Consider the following 18,582-nt stretch of genomic DNA (forward strand, 5'->3'; position numbering starts at 1 on the left):
GCAGGTGCGGGGCGGCGGGCCCGCCGCCGGCGACTGGCGCGGCGGCGGCGGGCCCGGGTCTGCGGGACGGGCGTCAGCCGACCTTGATCTGGTCGTAGACGGGGACGCTGAACTGGTTCAGGGCGACGCTCGAGAGCCGCTCGGCGTAGCCGGCGCTGCCGTTCTGGTACCAGAGCGGGATGGACGGCATCTGCGCCGCGAGGACCTTCTCCGCGTCCTGGAACTTGGCGACCGCCTTGGCCGTGTCCGTCTCGCGGTTGGCCTCGTCGACGAGCTTGTCGAAGTCCTTGTTGCTGAACTTCCCGTAGTTGGAGGAGGCGCCGGTGTAGTAGAGCGGCTCCAGGAAGTTCTGGATCAGCGGGTAGTCGCCCTGCCAGCCGGAGCGGAACGGGCCGGTCAGCTTGTACGAGCTCTGCTGGTTGCGGTAGTCCGCGAAGGTGCCGACCGGGTTGACGGTGCACACCGCGCCCTTGCCGAGGGCGTTGTTGATGCTGTTGCAGACGGCGTCCATCCACTCGCGGTGCGAGCCGGTGTCCACGTTCGAGGTGAGGGTCATCTTGCCGCCGGGCAGGCCGCCCCCGTCCTCGATGAGCTTCTTGGCGGCCGCCGGGTCGAAGGTGCACAGCTCGCCGCAGACGTCCTTGTAGCCGCCCTTCTCGCCGAGGGCCGTGGAGGTCCAGTCCTTGGCGGGGCTGCGGGTGCCCTGGAAGATCTGCTTGGTGATCTCCTCGCGGTTGATGGCGCGGGAGATGCCCTGACGGACCTTCTCCATGCCGGCCTTGCCCCAGGCCGGGTCGTACAGCGGGAAGGTGAGGGTCTGGATGATCAGCGCGGGCTGGTTGATGTACCGGTCGCCGAGGTCGCTCTTGACGTTCTTCAGCTGCTGCGCCGGGACGTCGTCGACGAGGTCGAGGTTGCCGGCGATCAGGTCGGTGTAGGCGGTGTTGTTGTCGGTGTAGACCTTGAGGTCCACGCCGCCGTTCTGCGCCTTGTCCGGGCCGGTGTACTCCTCCCACTTGCGCAGCTTCATCCCGGTGCCCTTGGTGTACGAGTCCACCGTGTACGGGCCGTTGCCCACGGGCTTGTTGAGCCAGCCGGCGTGGTCGGTGAAGAAGGCCTTGGGGAGCGGGGAGAACGCCTGGTAGCCCAGGGTGTCGGGCCAGGTGGAGAACTTCTCCTTGAGCGCGACGGTGAAGGTCTTGGGGTCCTTGACCACCAGGCCCTTCATCGTCTTGGTCTTGGGGTCGCCGGACTCCGGGTGCAGGTCCTCGTAGCCGACGATGTCGGAGAAGAACGGCGAGTTGTTCTGCTTGCTGCGGACGTCCGCGCCGTAGTTCCACGCGTCGACGAAGGACTGGGCGGTGACCGGCTCGCCGTTGCTGAACTTCCACCCGTCCTTCAGGGTGACCGTGAAGTTCTGCTGGTCGGTGGTCTCGATCTTCTCCGCGACCATGTCCTGGGCCGCGCCGGTCTTCGGGTCGTAGCGCTTGAGCCCCCGGAACAGCATGTCGAGGACCTTGCCGCCCTGGACCTCGTTGGTGTTGGCCGGCTCCAGCGGGTTCTGCGGGTCACCCCAGGAAGAGCTCACGATCCCGGCGCCCTCACCTCCGCCGCTGTCGCTTCCGCCGCCGCAGGCCGTCGCACCGAGGGCGACGGCCACCGCACATGCGGCCCACTTGGCGTGGGTGGCTCCGCGCATGGAGTGCCTCCTCATTGGCTCCCGAGTCGTTCTTCTTCTCGCTCAGGAGCCAATGTCACCCCGGAAGATGACGATCCACATGTCGTGCAGGGCCGAACGGGCCAGGGTGTCACCCGATTGTCAGCACAGGGTGGCCTCCCAGGTGTCCACCGCGTAATGGAGGTGCATGCCGTGCGCCTCGTACAGGGCGAGCGCCCCGGTTTCGTTGAGCGTGTCGACGCCCAGCCCCAGGGTGTCCCGGCCGCGGGCGGCGTACACCCCGAAGGCGTGCCGCAGCAGGTGGCTGGCGATGCCACGGCCGCGCAGCTCCTTGCGGACCCCCAGATTGCGCACCCAGCCCATCGCGGCCCGGTCGTCGCGGGACAGCATGACGGCGGCGTCGCCGTGGCCGGCCAGGGACGCGATCCAGACCAGGGACCAGTCGAGGTGCACGGCGTCGAGGTCGTCGAGCCACTGCCGGTAGCTGCGCGGGGTGTGGTCGAAGTGCTCGGCGAAGGTCTCCTCGACCAGGGCGTGCGCCCGCTGCCGGTCCTCCTCGGCCCGGCAGTCCCGCAGGGTCAGGCCCGGCGGCGGTACGGGCAGCGGGTCTGCGGCCGGGGACAGCGGGCGGGCCATCACCTGGTGGCGGCGCACCCGGCGCCAGCCGCGGGCGGTCAGCCGGCGGGTCTCGAAGGTGGGCGCGGTGTTGAGGTTGAGGTGGAGCACGGCCAGGGCGGCGCCGTCCGCGCGGGCCCGTTCCCGGGCGCGGGCCTCCACGAGGGCGAGCAGCCGCTCCCCCGCGTCCTGGTGGGCGGGCAGCACGTAGTGGTCGGTGTCGATCCTGCCGGGCTCGCCGTCGCACCACAGGGCGGCGTACGCGACGAGCCGGCCGCCCTCGAAGGCGAGCCAGGAGTCGCGGGCGAGGTCCATCTCGGGGTGCCGCAGATCGGCCTCGACCTCGTGGAGGTCGGTCTCGGGCCGGCCGATCTCGATCAGGTCCACGGCGTTGAGGAGGGCGCAGATGTCGGCGGCGTCGCCTGGCCCAGCGGGCCGTACGGTCAGCATCCGACCACTCTGGTGCCGGCGGCCCGTCCCCGGCAAAGCCTTTTCGCCCGGCCCCGTTCGCCCGGGGCGATGTCACCCGAGCCGTTGCGCCCAGGCCCCCCGTACACGCCGGAGGGCGCCCGGTCCGCGGCTGCGGTCCGGACGCCCTCGGCGTCACGCGGTGGGGATCAGGCCGGCAGGACGGCCCGCTCCTCGGCGAAGTGGCAGGCCGACTCGTGGGCGGCCGGCGAGTCCGAGCCCTGGAAGCGCTCGGGGATCGCGAGCAGCGGCATCTCGGTCGCGCACTTCTCCTCCGCCTTCCAGCAGCGGGTGCGGAAGCGGCAGCCGGACGGCGGGTTCGCCGGCGAGGGGACGTCGCCGGTGAGGATGATCCGGTCGCGGCCCTCGCGGGCAGCCGGGTCCGGCACCGGGACGGCCGACAGCAGCGCCTGCGTGTACGGGTGCGTCGGGTGCTCGTAGATCTCCGCGTCGGTGCCGATCTCGGCCATCTTGCCGAGGTACATGACGCCCACGCGGTCCGAGATGTGCCGGACGATCGACAGGTCGTGCGCGATGAAGATGTAGGAGAGGTTGAACTCCTCCTGCAGCTTCTCCATCAGGTTGATGACCTGCGCCTGGACGGAGACGTCCAGGGCCGAGACCGGCTCGTCGCAGATGATGATCTCCGGGTTGAGCGCGAGGCCGCGGGCGATGCCGATGCGCTGGCGCTGACCGCCGGAGAACTGGTGCGGGTACCGGTTGATGTACTCCGGGTTCAGGCCCACGACGTCCAGGAGTTCCTGGACCTTGCGGCGCCGGTCGCCCTTGGGAGCCACCTCGGGGTGGATCTCGTACGTCTCGCCGATGATGTCGCCCACCGTCATGCGGGGGTTCAGCGAGGTGTACGGGTCCTGGAACACCATCTGGATGTTGCGGCGGACGGCCTTCAGCGCGCGCCCGGACAGCTTGGTGATGTCCTGGCCCTTGTAGAAGACCTCGCCGGCGGTCGCCCGCTCCAGGTTCATCAGCAGCTTGGCGACGGTGGACTTGCCACAGCCGGACTCGCCGACGATGCCCAGGGTCTCGCCCTGGTAGAGGTCGAAGGACACGCCGTCGACGGCCTTGACCGCGCCGACCTGCTTCTTGAACAGGATGCCCTGGGTCAGCGGGAAGTGCTTGACCAGGTTGCGCACCTGGAGGATCGGCTCGCCCTTGTTCAGGTCAGCCATGGATCGTCTCCTTCCAGAAGTGGCAGGCGCTCTTGCGGCCCGGCAGCTCGCCGCCGTCCCGCTCGGTCACCGCGTGCAGCACCGGAATCTCGGTGCTGCAGATGTCCTGCGCCGCGGTGCAGCGCGGGTTGAACGCGCAACCGGACGGCATGCGCAGGAGGTTGGGCGGCAGGCCCTTGATCGCGAAGAGGTCCTGGCCCTTCTGGTCCAGACGCGGGATCGACGCCAGCAGACCCTTGGTGTACGGGTGCGCGGGGCGCTTGTAGATCTCGTGGACCGGGGCGGTCTCGACGATCCGGCCGGCGTACATGACCGCGATCTTGTCCGCGACGTCGGCGACGACGCCGAGGTCGTGGGTGATCAGGATCAGACCCATGTTCATCTCGCGCTGGAGCTCCGCGAGCAGGTCCATGACCTGGGCCTGGACCGTCACGTCGAGAGCCGTGGTGGGCTCGTCGGCGATGATCAGGTCCGGCTCGAGGGCCATCGCCATGGCGATCATGATGCGCTGGCGCATACCGCCGGAGAAGTGGTGCGGGTAGTCGTCCACGCGCGCCTTGGCGGCGGGGATCTTCACCCGGTCCATCAGCTCGATGGCCTTGAGCTTGGCGTCCTTCTTGGACATGCCCTGGTGCACGCGGAACATCTCGCCGAGCTGGTAGCCGACGGTGAGCACCGGGTTGAGGGAGGACAGCGCGTCCTGGAAGATCATCGCGATCTTCTGGCCGCGGATCTGCCGCCGCTCCTCGTTGCTCATCTTCAGCATGTCCTGGCCGCGGAAGAGGATCTCGCCCTGCGGGATCTTGCCGGGAGGCATGTCGAGGATGCCCATGATCGCCTGCGCGGTCACGGACTTGCCGGAGCCGGACTCGCCGAGGACGGCGAGGGTCTCGCCGGCGGCGACGCTGTAGTTGACTCCGTTGACGGCCTTGGCCACGCCGTCACGGGTGTGGAACTCCACGTGCAGGTCGCGGACTTCGAGGAGCGGGCCCTCGGAGTCGTTGCCGTCACGGGGGGACGGGACCGTCGCGGTCTTGTCGATGGTGGTCACGTTCGCCCTCCTAGCGCATCTTCGGGTCGAGGGCGTTGCGGACCGCTTCGCCGAGCATGATGAAGGCCAGCACGGTGATGCTGAGCATGATCGACGGGTACAGCAGGATGTGCTGGGCCACGCGGATCTGGGAGGCGCCGGCGGAGATGTCGACACCCCACGAGACGGTCGGGGAGGCCAGGCCCAGGCCGAGGTAGGACAGGGTGGCCTCGGCGCCGATGTAGCCGCCGAGCGAGATGGTCGCGACGACGATCACGGGGGCCATGGCGTTCGGCAGGATGTGCCGGAACATGATCCGGATGGTGCTCGCACCGAGCGCCTGGGCGGCGTGCACGTAGTCGGACGCCTTGACGGTGATCACGGCGCCGCGCATGACGCGGGTGATCTGGGTCCAGCCGAGGAAGGCCAGCGCGAAGACCACGGTCCACACGGTCCGGTCGGTGAAGGCCTGGAGGACGACCATCGAACCGAGCAGGAACGGGATGCCGAAGAAGATGTCGGTGACGCGGGACAGCACCGCGTCGACCACACCGCCGAAGTAGCCGGCGATCATGCCGACGATCGAACCGGTGACGGTGACGATCAGGGTGACGGTCACACCGACGATGATCGAGGCACGGGTGCCGTAGATCAGGCGGGCGTAGACGCTGCGGCCCTGGCCGTCGTAGCCGAGCCACTCGGGCGAACCGATGCTGCCCAGCTCGGGCTTGCTCAGGAAGTGCTTGACCAGGTCGCCCGTGGTCGGGGAGGCGCTGGTGAACCAGCTCGGGAACACCGAGATGAGCAGCAGCAGGACGATCAGCGCCGCGGATATGACGAAGTACGGGTTGCGGCGCAGGTCCACCCACGCGTCGCCCCACAGGCTGCGGGCCTTCTCGGCCTTCTGCGGCGGGACGGCGACGGGCACGACCTCGGTGGCGGTCTTGTCCGCGGTCTTGGTGATGTCAGGCATAACGGATCCTCGGGTCCAGGACCGCGTAAAGGAGGTCGACGAGAAGGCTGGCGATGAGGTAGACGACAACCAGGACCGTGACGATGCCGACCACGGTCAGGCCCTCACGACGGACGATCGAGTCGTAGATCAGACCGCCGACGCCCTTGACGTTGAACATGCCTTCGGTGACGACCGCGCCGCCCATGAGGGCGCCGATGTCGGTTCCGAGGAAGGTCACGACGGGGATCAGCGAGTTGCGCATGAGGTGCACACCGACGACACGGCGCTTGGGCAGGCCCTTGGCGACGGCGGTGCGGATGTAGTCGGCGCGGAGGTTCTCGGCGAGCGACGTGCGCGTCAGCCGGGCCACGTATGCGAGGGACAGCGCACCCAACACAATGGCCGGCGCGAGCAGCTCGCCCCAGGTCTCGTCCTGTCCGACGTTCGGCTCGATCCAGCCGAGCTGGAAGGCGAAGACGGTCTTGATGATGAAGCCGAGCACGAAGACCGGGACCGAGATCACCAGCAGCGTGAAGATCAGGACCAGGTTGTCGGCAAGGCGACCGGCCTTGAGGCCGGCGACGACGCCGAGGCCGAGGCCCAGGACCATCTCGATGAGGAACGCCAGCATCGCGAGCCGGAAGGTGACCGGGAACGCGGCCCCGATGACCTCGGTGATCTCCCGTCCACTTCGGATCTGCTCACCGAAGTTGAAGTGGAAGATGATGTTCGAGATGTAGTTCCAGTACTGCTGAAGAATCGGCTGGTCCAGCCCGTACTCGTGCCGGAGTCTGGCAAGAGTGGCCGGATCTGTGCCCTTGTCCCCGAACAGGCCCGCCACGGGGTCACCGGGCAGGGAATACACCATCAGGAAGATGAGCAGGGTCGTCCCGAAGAAGACCGGGATCATCTGGAGCAGTCGTCGTGCGACATAGCGCCCCATCGTGCCTCCGTTTAAGAATGCGGCAGGAGCCGGGACAGGCCCTTCCGCGGCATCCGCGCCGGGATTCGGCGCACGGACACCGTGGAAGGGCCCCCGGTCACTGCGTAAAGGCCGGGTGCGGGCCGACTCCCCGTCGGCCCACACCCGTACATCGGACTACGTCAGTGACTACTTCTTGACCTCGACGCCTTCGAGGATCGGGTCGCCGTCCTGCGCGTACTTGACGCCGGAGACCTTCTCGGAGAAGCCGGCGTTGACCTTGTAGTACCAGAGCGGGATGGAAGGCATGTAGTTGACCAGGTCCTTCTCCACCGCCTGGTACTCCTTCACGGACTCGTCGAGCGACGCGGCCGTGTCGGCCTTGTCGATCTTCGCGTCGAGACCCTTGTCGGAGAAGTCGCCCTGGTTGCCCGCCGCGCCGGTCTTGAACAGGTCACGGACGAAGTTGGCGTTGACCGGGTAGTCGAGGACCCAGCCGGAGCGGTAGATCGACTTGACCTGCTTCGACTTACGGGCCTGGAGGTCGGCCTGGAAGTCGGCCTTGGCGTCGCCCACGCACTTCACGCCGGTGGACTGGGTGATGCTGTTGCAGACAGCCTCGACCCATTCCTTGTGGCCACCGTCGGAGTTGAACTGGATGGAGATGGCGCCGCCGGGAACGCCACCACCCTCGGCGATGAGCGCCTTGGCCTTGGCGGCGTCGAACTTCGTGACGTCACCGGCGGCGTTCGGCTGGAAGCCGAGGACACCCTTGGCGACCCAGCCGGTGGCGGGCTCGCGGGTGCCCTGGAGCACCGTCTTGGTGATGGTGTCGCGGTCGATCGCCATGGACAGACCCTGGATGACCTTCGGGTTGACCTTCTTGGCCTTCCACTGCGGCGCGTAGAACGCGATCGCGAGGGTCTGCACGGCCGAGTACGCCTGGTCCACGGCGCGGTCGCCGAGGTCCTGGCGGTAGACCGGGAGGTCCTTCGGGGCAAGCTGACGCAGGACGTCGACGTTGCCGGACTTCAGGTCCTCGTAGGCGGTCTCGAGGGTGGTGTAGTTCTTGAAGATCACACCACCGTTCTTGGCCTTGTTGTCGCCCTTGTAGCCGTCGAAGCGGACGATCTCGATCTGCTTCTTGTGCTCCCACGACTTGAACTTGTAGGGGCCGTTGCCGACCGGCTTCTCGCCGGCGGCCTTCGGGTTCGCGTAGAACGACTCCGGCAGCGGGGAGAAGACCTCGTAGCCGAGCTTGTACGCGAAGTACGGGATGGCCGTGGTGAGCTCGATGGTGAAGGTGCTCTCGTCGAGGACCTTCAGGCCGTCCAGCTTGTCCGAGGTGGGCTTGGCGCCCTCCTTCTCGGGGTGGACCTTCTCGAAGCCCTTGATGTCCGAGAACCAGGAGGCGTTGCCCTGGTTGTTCGTGATGGTCGCGGCCCAGTTCCACGCCTTGACGTAGGACTCGGCGGTCACCGGGGTGCCGTCGTGGAACGTCCAGCCCTTCTTGAGCTTGACGGTCCAGAGCTTGCTGTCCTTGGTGTCCACCGACTCGGCGTTGACCATGGTCAGCTTGCCGTCTTCGGTGTAGTCGACCAGCTGCGAGAAGAGCCCGCTCAGGACGATCGAACCGTTCGACTCCATCGTGTCGGCCGGCTGGAGAAGCTTCTCCGGCTCACCCGTCTCGATGGAGAAGATGCCGTTCGGGTCGACAGCGCCCTTGCTGTCAGAGGCCTTGTCGTCCCCCCCGCCACAAGCGGTTGCTGCCAGGGCGACGACGATCGCGCCCGCTACCCACTTGGCGCTCTTGGCACCGCGCATGGGTTTCCTCCTCATGAGTCCACTGTTCGACATGAAGGACCCGGACCGTCCGTCGACACCCCTGACGACGATTGGGACCGGTGTCCCGAGTGTGCTCGTGAGTCGGCGCTCCCCACAGCGCTTGACCCATTGACCCGAGCTCGATGGAGCCATCCTGATTGACGCCCAGACCGTAAACCACACTTAAGTGGTCTCGTTTTCACAACATCAATCAGGGGCCGAAAACCGAAATCCGGACATATGGAGCACAGACAGACACGCCCGAAACGGACGGTTAGCGCACCTTCCGGAGCGTGACGGTCGATAGTCGGACACCTGAACGCAATAATCCGTTTGACAAAAGCGAACAGCCCGCCTCCGCACGGTCTCCGTGCGGGGGCGGGCTGTTCGTCAGCTCAGGTGCGGTGCAGCCTAGCGCTTGGCGCGCGAGGCGGTGCGGGACCGCTCCTTCTGGTCCAGGACGACCTTGCGGATGCGCACGGCCTCCGGGGTCACCTCGACGCACTCGTCGTCGCGGCAGAACTCCAGGGACTGCTCCAGGGAGAGCTTGCGCGGCGGGATCACGTTCTCCGTGTTGTCCGCGGAAGCCGCACGCATGTTGGTGAGCTTCTTCTCCTTGGTGATGTTCACGTCCATGTCGTCGGAACGGGAGTTCTCACCGACGATCATGCCCTCGTACACCTCGGTGCCGGGGTCGGTGAACAGGACGCCGCGCTCCTGCAGGTTGATCATCGCGAACGGCGTGACCGAACCGGCGCGGTCGGCGACCAGCGAACCGTTGTTACGGGTCACCAGCGGGCCGAACCACGGCTCGTGGCCCTCGTGGATCGAGTGGGCGATACCGGTGCCGCGGGTGTTCGTCAGGAACTCCGTGCGGAAGCCGATGAGGCCGCGGGACGGGACGACGAACTCCATGCGGACCCAGCCGGAGCCGTGGTTCGACATGTTGTCCATGCGGCCCTTGCGGACGCCCATGAGCTGGGTGACGGCACCCATGTGCTCCTCGGGCACGTCGATGGTCATGCGCTCGACCGGCTCGTGCACCTTGCCGTCGACGAGCTGCGTGACGACCTGCGGCTTGCCGATGGTGAGCTCGAAGCCCTCGCGGCGCATCTGCTCGACGAGGATCGCGAGCGCGAGCTCACCGCGGCCCTGGACCTCCCAGGCGTCGGGGCGCTCGGTGTCCAGGACGCGGAGCGAGACGTTACCGATCAGCTCGCGGTCCAGGCGGTCCTTGACCTGGCGGGCGGTGACCTTGCGGTCCTTGACCGCGGACTTGGCGTCCGCGCCCTTGCCGGTGCCGCCGCGGCCGACCATCGGCGAGGTGTTGGTGCCGATGGTCATGGAGATGGCCGGCTCGTCCACCGAGATCAGCGGCAGGGCGATCGGGTTCTCCGGGTCGGCCAGGGTCTCGCCGATCATGATCTCCGGGAAACCGGCGACCGCGCAGATGTCACCCGGGCCCGCCACCTCGGCCGGCTTGCGGGTGAGCGCCTCGGTCATCATCAGCTCGGTGATGCGGACGTTGGAGATGGTGCCGTCACGCTTGATCCACGCGACGGTCTGGCCCTTGCGGAGCTCGCCCTGCTCGACACGGACCAGCGCGATGCGGCCGAGGAAGTTGTCGGCGTCCAGGTTGGTGACGTGGGCCTGGAGGGGCGCCTCGTCGTCGTACACCGGGGCCGGGACGTGCTCCAGGATGGTGGAGAAGAACGGCTCCAGGTTGTCGCTGTCCGCGGGGACGGTGCCGTCCTCGGGCTTGGTCAGCGAGGCGACGCCGTCACGGCCGCAGGCGTAGACGATCGGGAACTCGATCTGGTCCTCGTCCGCGTCCAAGTCCAGGAAGAGGTCGTACGTCTCGTTGACGACCTCGTCGATCCGGGAGTCCGGACGGTCCGTCTTGTTGATGCACAGGATGACCGGCATCTTCGCCTGGAGCGCCTTGCGGAGCACGAAGCGGGTCTGGGGCAGCGGACCCTCGGAGGCGTCCACCAGCAGAACGACTGCGTCCACCATCGACAGACCGCGCTCGACCTCGCCACCGAAGTCGGCGTGGCCGGGGGTGTCGATGATGTTGATCGTGATCGGGGCCCCGCCGTCCTTGGGGTGGTACTTCACCGCCGTGTTCTTGGCGAGGATCGTGATGCCCTTCTCACGCTCCAGGTCGTTCGAGTCCATCATGCGATCGTCAAGCTGCTGGTGGGCCGCGAAGGCGCCGGCCTGCTTGAGCATGGCGTCGACGATGGTCGTCTTGCCGTGGTCGACGTGGGCGACAATGGCGACGTTACGAATATCGTGGCGCGTGGGCATACTTCGGCGCTTCTCCCGGGATCGTGGATGGCGTCGCGTACGGTCCGGCACGCGAGCCCGCCGGGCGGAAAACCTGCCACGGCCTTACCCCATCGTACGCGGACTGGCGGGAACTGCCCGCCGGGGGGTCTGTCAAGAGGCCGTACGAAGGTTGTTGCCCCCGATTTCAGCGGGGCGTGGACCGGGTGTCATGCGGGGTGTACCCGGTGTTCAGAGGGGTCGTGCAGCGGCGCGCGGGGCAACGAATCGATCGGGTCAACGGGTCGGGAATCGTTACCGGGGCGCCCGGGCGGATCGGCGAGCGGATCTACGGGATGGCCGGCGGGTGGACCGGCGGGTGGATCGGCGGACGGATCGAGCGGATGGATCACGGGCGGGTCAACGGGTGGGACCGACCCTGCCCGCCGGGGTCACCGGCGGGCAAGGGACTTGAGCCACTTCTGAGCTTGCCGGGGAGCGTTGTCCCGGCTTGCCCGGTGAAGCCCTCCGGGCAAGGCCGGCGGAACCGCCGCTACCCCTTCTTGCGGGCCGCTCCCTGGCCGGCAGGCTTCTTCCAGCCGATGTCCTGGTAGCGGGGGGTTCCGAGGCCGAAGGCGCCGGCGTTGACCACCGCCGGGCGGGCGGCCACCAGCTCGGGACGCTGGTAGAGCGGAATGGACCCGGCCGCCGCCCAGATCCGGGCGTCCGCCTTGCGCATCAGCTCCCGGGACGCGTCCTCGTCCAGCTCGCCGATCGCCTGGTCGAACAACTGGTCGATGTGGTCGGTGCCGACCCGGGTGTAGTTCTGCTCCACCAGCAGCGAGCCGTCGGCCGCCGGCTCCGGCTTGGCGAAGATCGGCCGGGCGTCGGTGGCCGGGAACGCGGTGGCGGGCCACGAGTAGAGCGCCAGGTCGTACTGGCCCGAGGCGATGTGGTCCTTGAAGAAGCTCTCGTCCGCGACCTTGGTCAGCTCGGTGCTGATGCCCAGGCGCTGGAGCGTCTGCGCGATCCGCTCGCCGACGGTCCGCAGCGCCTCCGAGCCCGGGCCGGACGGGAGCACGAAGCGCAGCGACAGCGTCTTGCCGTCCTTGGCGAGCAGCTGCCCGGAGGTACGGGCCTGCCGGGCGGGCGCCACCGGCGCCTTGGTGCCCTGCGGCGCGTAGGCGCCCGCGACCGGCTCCGTGCCGCCTGAACGGGCCTCCTTGTCGTCGGCCGCGGCCGCTCCGGGGGCCCCCGCGACGCCGTCGGCCCGCTTCTTGCCGTCGTCCCGGCTGCCGTCGCCCGCCGTCCCGGCCCGCGCCAGCGACTCGGCCTGCGCGAGCAGGGCGTCGCCCTGCCCGGCCGCGATCGGGGCGGGCGCCATCAGGGCCGGCCCGCCGGCCCGCTCGCTCGCCGAGTCCGCGTCGACGATCTCGCCGTCCCGGGACCCGTCGCGGGACCCGTCCCCGTACGGACCCCCGTGCTCACCTTCGTACGCGCCCTCGGGCAGGCCGCCGGGGGCGGCGCCGTGCAGGCCCTCGGGGCCCTCCGGGCGCCGGTCCGCCAGGTGGCCGCCGTACGCGCGCGGCTCGCCGGCCGTGCCGTCGGCGCCCGGCCCGCGGTCGCGCCCCGGGCGGAAGCCGTTCTTCCCGTCCCCCTCCTCGTCCTCCTGGCCCACGATGTACAGGCCGTCGTTCCCGGTGCCGTCCCCGGTGGCCTTGCCGCTGCCCGCCGCGGGCGTCTTCGCGTCGTCCCCGGCGCCCGCCGCGGCCTCGCTGCCCGCCTTCGCGCCCTCCTGGGTGCTGAGGGGGGCGCCCCGGCGCCAGCCCGCGTCCGCCAGCAGGGCCTGCGCCGCCTGGACGTCCCGGCCGCCGAGCGCGTCGCTGTTGTCGGCGTACACCCGCTGCCCGGCCAGGGCCAGGTGGCTGCCGACCGGGTTCGCGGGCAGTCCGAGCGGCTTGAGGACCGCCTCGGCGAGGTCCTTGCGGTCCAGCGCCCGGGCGACCGCCCGCCGCACCCGCTCGTCGCCGAGCGGGCCGGTCGCGCCGTTCAGCGCGAGCTGCGTGTACGCCGGCTCCAGCGACTTGCGGAGCTGGTAGCCGCGCAGCGCCGTCTGCTCGCTCTCGTACGCGCGCACCGCCGCGGCGGTCTTCTGCCGGGCGGCCTGCTCCGCCGTCGCCTGCTCCTGCGCCGAGCCGTGCGCGATCGCCCAGGACATCAGGGCCTGCCCGGTGGTGATCCCGGCGCCCGGCCCGTGCGCGGGCGCGCCGCCGGCCCCGCGCCTGGCGCCGTCGCGGGCCGCGAGGGAGATCCGGTCGGCGCCGGTGCGGTCGATCTCGGCCAGGTCCAGCTTCCCGGCGGCGAGCGCGGCCGGGCGCCCTTCGCGCGGCACCGCGGTCAGCACCAGGGTGTCCAGCTTGGCGGGCGCCCCCCACCAGCGCGGGTTGCGGGACAGCGCGGCCGTGCCGGTCTTCTTGTCGATGGCGCCGAGCGTGAACGGGCCGGCGGTGACCTTCAGGGCGCCGCGGGCGCCCTCGTTGAAAGCCTCCGGGGTGCCGGTGACCTGTTTGGGGTAGAGCGGGGTGAAGAGGGCCTTCCAGTCGGCGTAGGGCTTCGCGAAGGTGACCTTGACCTCCAGGTCGTTCGCGCCGCGCTCGATCTTCTCGATGCGCTCGTAGCCGGCGTTGCGGGCGGTCCAGTACGCGGTGTCCTTGCCGTTGAGGGCCCGCCACTGGGCGACGAAGTCCGGCGCGCCGATCTCGCGTCCGTCGCTCCACACCGCCTGCTGGTGGAGCTTGTACAGCACGACCTGCTTGGGCTCGGTCTCGATGACCTCGGCCTTCTCCAGGTAGTCCGGGTTGGCCACCGCCCGGCCGCGCGGATCGAGGGTGAACAGCGCCGGCAGGACCGCGCCCGCGATCCGGGCGGTGGTGGCGTCCGCGTCGGCCTGGAAGGTGTTGAGCGTGTCCGGGAGCGCGTCGACGGCCCACCGCAGGACCCCGCCGTCGGCGACCAGGTCCCGGGCGGCCGGCCGGATGTCCTGGGCCGCCGCCGCGGGCCCCGTCTCGTCGTCGGGTGAGCCGCACCCCGCGAGCAGGGGCAGCGCGAGCAGGGTCCCGGCCACGGGTGCTGTCAGGAGCGCCAGGGATCGGCGCCGTCGCTGCGACATGGGTGGTACCTCCGGGGCGGGCCGTACTTGATCACGAATGGCGGTATATGGAGCTGATCACACTGGTGACGAAACCCACTGAAATCGACGCCCCACCGCGGCCCCCGCACCCGGGCCGCGCCACGCCGCGAAGCCCACCCGTGCGGACCAACGCGCCGCCGTGCCGGGCGCGCCCGCCGACCGGGCCCCGCAGGCGGGTCCGGGCAACGCGGGCGTTCCCTCGTGAGAGGGATGAAAATGGACCCGGGAGGGGCGCACAGGTGCGTCTGCGCGCCCGGAATCGCTGCACGTCCCCTTCACAACCGGGGACACGAGGCGCGACACTCGCAGGCGCACACGGGCGTTGCCACCGCAACTGCGGAAGTGAGGGCAAGTCATGTCCCTGCAAGACGATTTGAGCGCGGTCCGCCGCAATCTCGACGAGCTGACCCGCAAGGTCGAGCAACTGGAGAAGCGGACGTCACGGCAGCAGCCGGGCGGCTCGGCGGCCCCGCCGGACCGGTCCGGGATGGTGACCATCCCGGACACCCCGTACGACAGCAAGCTCTGGACGGACACCGACGACGAGGGCCTCGGGGCCCGCGACCGCCGGGCGCCCTGATCCCGTAGCGCCGCCGCACGGCAGACGTCCGCGCCACCGGCGAGGCGGTCCCCGCCCACCGGAGACGGACGTCCCCGCCACCCATCACCCATCACCCATCAGGCCCCACCACCCATCAGACCCGGCCGCCGGGCATCCCCCGGCCGCCGGGTCTCCTGGGCCACTCCAGACCACTCCACCCGGAGTTCCCTTTGGCCACAGGCACCGAACCACCCGCCCGGCTGACCGGCGTCCACGACGCCTCCCGCGCCGCGATCGCCGCCCGGCACCTGCGCACCGACCGGTGGTGGCTGGCCCCCGCCGGCACCGCGGCCGGGCTGCTCGCCTTCATCGTCTACTCGACGTGGCGGGCCTTCGCGAACAGCGACTACTACGCGGCCCCGTACGTCTCGCCGTTCTACTCGCCCTGCCTGGCGGAGAACTGCGTCCCGATGCGCGGCGGCCCCAACTGGGACCTCTTCGGCAGCTGGTGGGGCCTGTCCCCCGCCCTGCTGATCCTGGTCTTCCCGCTCGGCTTCCGGCTGACCTGCTACTACTACCGCAAGGCGTACTACCGGGGCTTCTGGGCCTCGCCCCCCGCCTGCGCGGTCGCCGAGCCGCACGCGACGTACACCGGCGAGACCCGCTTCCCGCTGGTCTTCCAGAACGTGCACCGGTACTTCTTCTACGCGGCGCTGCCCGTCGCGGGCATCCTCACGTACGACACCGTGCTGACCTTCCGCGACGCGCACTACGCGTGGGGGCACATGGGGCTGGGGACGCTGATCTTCCTCGTGAACATCGTGCTGATCTGGGCGTACACCCTGTCGTGCCACTCCTGCCGGCACGTCATCGGCGGCCGGCTGCGGCACTTCTCCAAGCACCCCGTCCGCTACCGGCTGTGGGGCCTGGCGGGCCGCCTCAACCACCGCCACATGCTGCTGGCCTGGTCCTCCCTGATCAGCGTGGCCCTCTGCGACTTCTACGTGTACCTACTCGCGACCGGCACCTTCGACGACCCGAGGATCTTCTGACATGGCGCAAGTCGACCGGCAGCAGTGGGACGTGATCGTCGTCGGGGCCGGCGGGGCCGGGCTGCGGGCCGCGATCGAGGCCCGCGAGCGCGGCGCCCGTACCGCGGTGATCTGCAAGTCGCTGTTCGGCAAGGCCCACACCGTGATGGCCGAGGGCGGCATCGCCGCCTCCATGGGCAACGTCAACGAGGGCGACAACTGGCAGGTGCACTTCCGCGACACGATGCGCGGCGGGAAGTTCCTCAACCAGTGGCGGATGGCGGAGCTGCACGCCAAGGAGGCCCCGGACCGGGTTTGGGAGCTGGAGACCTGGGGCGCGCTCTTCGACCGCACCCCCGACGGGCGGATCTCGCAGCGCAACTTCGGCGGGCACGAGTACCCGCGGCTCGCGCACGTCGGCGACCGCACCGGCCTGGAGCTGATCCGCACCCTCCAGCAGAAGATCGTCCAGCTCCAGCAGGAGGACTTCAAGGAGTACGGGGACCACGAGGCCCGGCTCAAGGTCTTCCAGGAGTGCACGGTCACGCGCGTCCTGAAGGACGACGGCCCCCGCGGTGAGGGCCGCGTCTCGGGGGCCTTCTGCTACGAGCGCGAGTCCGGCCGCTTCTTCGTCCTGGAGGGTCCGGCGGTCGTCCTGGCCACCGGCGGGATCGGCAAGTCCTTCAAGACCACCTCGAACTCGTGGGAGTACACCGGCGACGGGCACGCGCTGGCGCTGCTGGCCGGCGCGCCCCTGCTGAACATGGAGTTCGTGCAGTTCCACCCGACGGGCATGGTCTGGCCGCCGTCCGTGAAGGGCATCCTCGTCACCGAGTCGGTGCGCGGCGACGGCGGGGTGCTGCGCAACAGCGAGGGCAAGCGGTTCATGTTCGACTACGTCCCGGACGTCTTCAAGGAGAAGTACGCCGAGTCGGAGGAGGAGGGCGACCGCTGGTACGAGGACCCGGACCACAACCGGCGGCCGCCCGAGCTGCTGCCCCGCGACGAGGTGGCCCGGGCGATCAACTCCGAGGTCAAGGCGGGCCGCGGCTCCCCGCACGGCGGGGTGTTCCTGGACGTGTCCACCCGGATGCCCGCGGAGAAGATCAAACGCCGGCTGCCCTCCATGTACCACCAGTTCAAGGAGCTGGCGGACGTGGACATCACGGCCGAGCCGATGGAGGTCGGCCCGACCTGCCACTACGTGATGGGCGGGATCGCGGTGGACTCCGACACGGCCGCCACCGTCGGGGTACCGGGCCTGTTCGCGGCGGGCGAGGTCGCCGGCGGCATGCACGGCTCGAACCGGCTGGGCGGCAATTCGCTCTCCGACCTTCTGGTCTTCGGGCGGCGGGCGGGCCTGCACGCGGCCGAGCACGCGCTGGATCCGGCGGGTGGCCGCCCGGCGGTCTCCCAGGCGCAGATCGACGGGGCGGTGGCCGAGGCGCTGGCCCCCTTCCACGCCGACGAGGGCGCGGAGAACCCGTACACGCTCCACCAGGAGCTCCAGCAGACCATGAACGACCTGGTCGGGATCATCCGCCGGGAGGGCGAGATGGCCGAGGCGCTGGAGCGGCTGGCCGGGCTGCGGGTGCGGGCGGCCCGGGCCGGGGTGGAGGGCCACCGGCAGTTCAACCCGGGCTGGCACCTGGCCCTGGACCTGCGGAACATGCTGCTGGTCAGCGAGTGCGTGGCCCGGGCGGCGCTGGAGCGCACCGAGAGCCGGGGCGGGCACACCCGCGAGGACTGCCCGGCCATGGAGCGCTCCTGGCGGCCGGTGAACCTGCTGTGCCGGCCGGTGACCGCCGATGACGGGAGTCCGTTGCCGGCGGACGCGGGCGGGGGAGCCCGGATCGAGCTCAGCAGGGTCCGCACCGAGCCCATCCGCCCCGATCTGCTCGCGCTGTTCGAGAAGGAAGAGCTGGTCAAGTACCTCGCCGAAGAGGAGCTGTACGGATGAGTACGTACGACGCGAGCTTCCGGGTGTGGCGGGGTGACACGGAGGGCGGCGAGCTGCGGGACTTCACGGTCGAGGTGCACGACGGGGAGGTGGTGCTCGACATCGTGCACCGGCTGCAGGCCACCCAGGCCTCGGACCTCGCCGTCCGCTGGAACTGCAAGGCGGGCAAGTGCGGTTCGTGCAGTGCCGAGATCAACGGGCGGCCGCGGCTGCTGTGCATGACCCGGATGTCGACCTTCGACCGGGCCGAGACGATCACCGTGACCCCGCTGCGGGCCTTCCCGGTCATCCGCGACCTGGTGACGGACGTGTCCTTCAACTACCGCAAGGCGCGGGAGATTCCGGCGTTCGTCCCGCCGGAGGGGGTGGCGCCGGGCGAGTACCGGATGCAGCAGGTGGACGTGGACCGCTCGCAGGAGTTCCGCAAGTGCATCGAGTGCTTCCTGTGCCAGGACACGTGCCATGTGGTCCGCGACCACGAGGAGAACAAGGAGGTCTTCGCGGGCCCGCGCTTCCTGATGCGGGTGGCGGAGCTGGACATGCACCCGCTGGACGCCGCCGCCGAGCAGGGCCTGGACCGCAAGCGCACCGCTCAGGAAGAGCACGGTCTGGGCTACTGCAACATCACCAAGTGCTGTACGGAGGTCTGCCCGGAGGGCATCAGGATCACCGACAACGCGCTGATCCCGCTGAAGGAGCGGGCGGTGGACCGTAAGTACGACCCGCTGGTCTGGCTGGGCAGCAGGATCCGCCGCCGGTCCGAACCCCGGGAGTGACCGAGGCGGTATTCAGCCTCGCCGGCGTTTGAGGCGCGGGTCCGGGCGGAGCCCGGTGCCCGGCGGAGCCGGGTTGTCCTTCTGGGGCTCCGCCCCAGACCCCGCGCCTCAAACGCCGGCGAGGCTGGATACGG

The 18,582-nt window shown here is 69.7% G+C and carries 13 protein-coding genes; 4 read left to right on the forward strand and 9 right to left on the reverse strand.

From position 1 onward, the window contains the following. Positions 1-73: 73 nt before the first annotated feature. The 9 genes from OG764_RS13610 to OG764_RS13650 all read right to left on the reverse strand — a co-directional run bounded on the left by OG764_RS13610 (position 74) and on the right by OG764_RS13650 (position 14,119). Complete coding sequence (locus tag OG764_RS13610; RefSeq protein WP_328968685.1) at positions 74-1,699, reverse strand: peptide ABC transporter substrate-binding protein; 1,626 nt, start codon at positions 1,697-1,699, stop codon at positions 74-76. Between the two features lie 120 nt (positions 1,700-1,819). Beyond that, positions 1,820-2,743, reverse strand: coding sequence for a GNAT family N-acetyltransferase (locus OG764_RS13615; RefSeq protein WP_328968686.1), 924 nt, complete (start codon positions 2,741-2,743; stop codon positions 1,820-1,822). Positions 2,744-2,910: 167 nt separating this feature from the next. Next, positions 2,911-3,951, reverse strand: coding sequence for an ABC transporter ATP-binding protein (locus tag OG764_RS13620; RefSeq protein ID WP_328968687.1), 1,041 nt, complete (start codon positions 3,949-3,951; stop codon positions 2,911-2,913). Beyond that, positions 3,944-5,002, reverse strand: a complete 1,059-nt coding sequence (locus OG764_RS13625) for an ABC transporter ATP-binding protein (RefSeq protein WP_328968688.1) — start codon at positions 5,000-5,002, stop codon at positions 3,944-3,946. Before OG764_RS13625 ends, OG764_RS13620 begins: the two co-directional genes overlap by 8 nt. A 10-nt stretch (positions 5,003-5,012) precedes the next feature. After that, a complete protein-coding gene (locus tag OG764_RS13630; protein WP_328968689.1) occupies positions 5,013-5,954 on the reverse strand; it encodes an ABC transporter permease in 942 nt (313 codons plus the stop codon). Beyond that, positions 5,947-6,879, reverse strand: coding sequence for an ABC transporter permease (locus OG764_RS13635; protein WP_328968690.1), 933 nt, complete (start codon positions 6,877-6,879; stop codon positions 5,947-5,949). Before OG764_RS13635 ends, OG764_RS13630 begins: the two co-directional genes overlap by 8 nt. 168 nt (positions 6,880-7,047) lie before the next feature. Beyond that, complete coding sequence (locus OG764_RS13640; RefSeq protein ID WP_328968691.1) at positions 7,048-8,682, reverse strand: peptide ABC transporter substrate-binding protein; 1,635 nt, start codon at positions 8,680-8,682, stop codon at positions 7,048-7,050. A 411-nt stretch (positions 8,683-9,093) separates the two neighbouring features. Further along, complete coding sequence (gene typA / locus OG764_RS13645; RefSeq protein WP_328968692.1) at positions 9,094-10,992, reverse strand: translational GTPase TypA; 1,899 nt, start codon at positions 10,990-10,992, stop codon at positions 9,094-9,096. Positions 10,993-11,503: 511 nt separating this feature from the next. Next, entirely contained in the window at positions 11,504-14,119 is a 2,616-nt protein-coding gene (locus OG764_RS13650) for an ABC transporter substrate-binding protein (RefSeq protein WP_328968693.1), read from the reverse strand. Between the two features lie 376 nt (positions 14,120-14,495). Between OG764_RS13650 and OG764_RS13655 the strand changes: the two genes are divergently transcribed. From OG764_RS13655 to OG764_RS13670, 4 genes are all read left to right on the forward strand, one after another. Beyond that, complete coding sequence (locus OG764_RS13655) at positions 14,496-14,720, forward strand: hypothetical protein (protein WP_328968694.1); 225 nt, start codon at positions 14,496-14,498, stop codon at positions 14,718-14,720. Positions 14,721-14,911: 191 nt separating this feature from the next. Then, on the forward strand, positions 14,912-15,733 hold the full coding sequence (locus OG764_RS13660; protein ID WP_328968695.1) for a hypothetical protein: 822 nt from the start codon (positions 14,912-14,914) through the stop codon (positions 15,731-15,733). 1 nt (position 15,734) lies between these two features. Then, positions 15,735-17,672, forward strand: coding sequence for a fumarate reductase/succinate dehydrogenase flavoprotein subunit (locus OG764_RS13665; protein WP_328968696.1), 1,938 nt, complete (start codon positions 15,735-15,737; stop codon positions 17,670-17,672). Then, positions 17,669-18,448 carry a succinate dehydrogenase/fumarate reductase iron-sulfur subunit gene (locus OG764_RS13670; RefSeq protein ID WP_328968697.1) on the forward strand — a complete coding sequence of 260 codons (780 nt, stop codon included), beginning with the start codon at positions 17,669-17,671 and terminating at the stop codon, positions 18,446-18,448. The genes OG764_RS13665 and OG764_RS13670 overlap by 4 nt, the downstream gene beginning before the upstream one ends. Positions 18,449-18,582: the final 134 nt, after the last annotated feature.

The sequence above is a fragment of the Streptomyces sp. NBC_00239 genome, assembly GCF_036194065.1.
Lineage (GTDB): Bacteria > Actinomycetota > Actinomycetes > Streptomycetales > Streptomycetaceae > Streptomyces.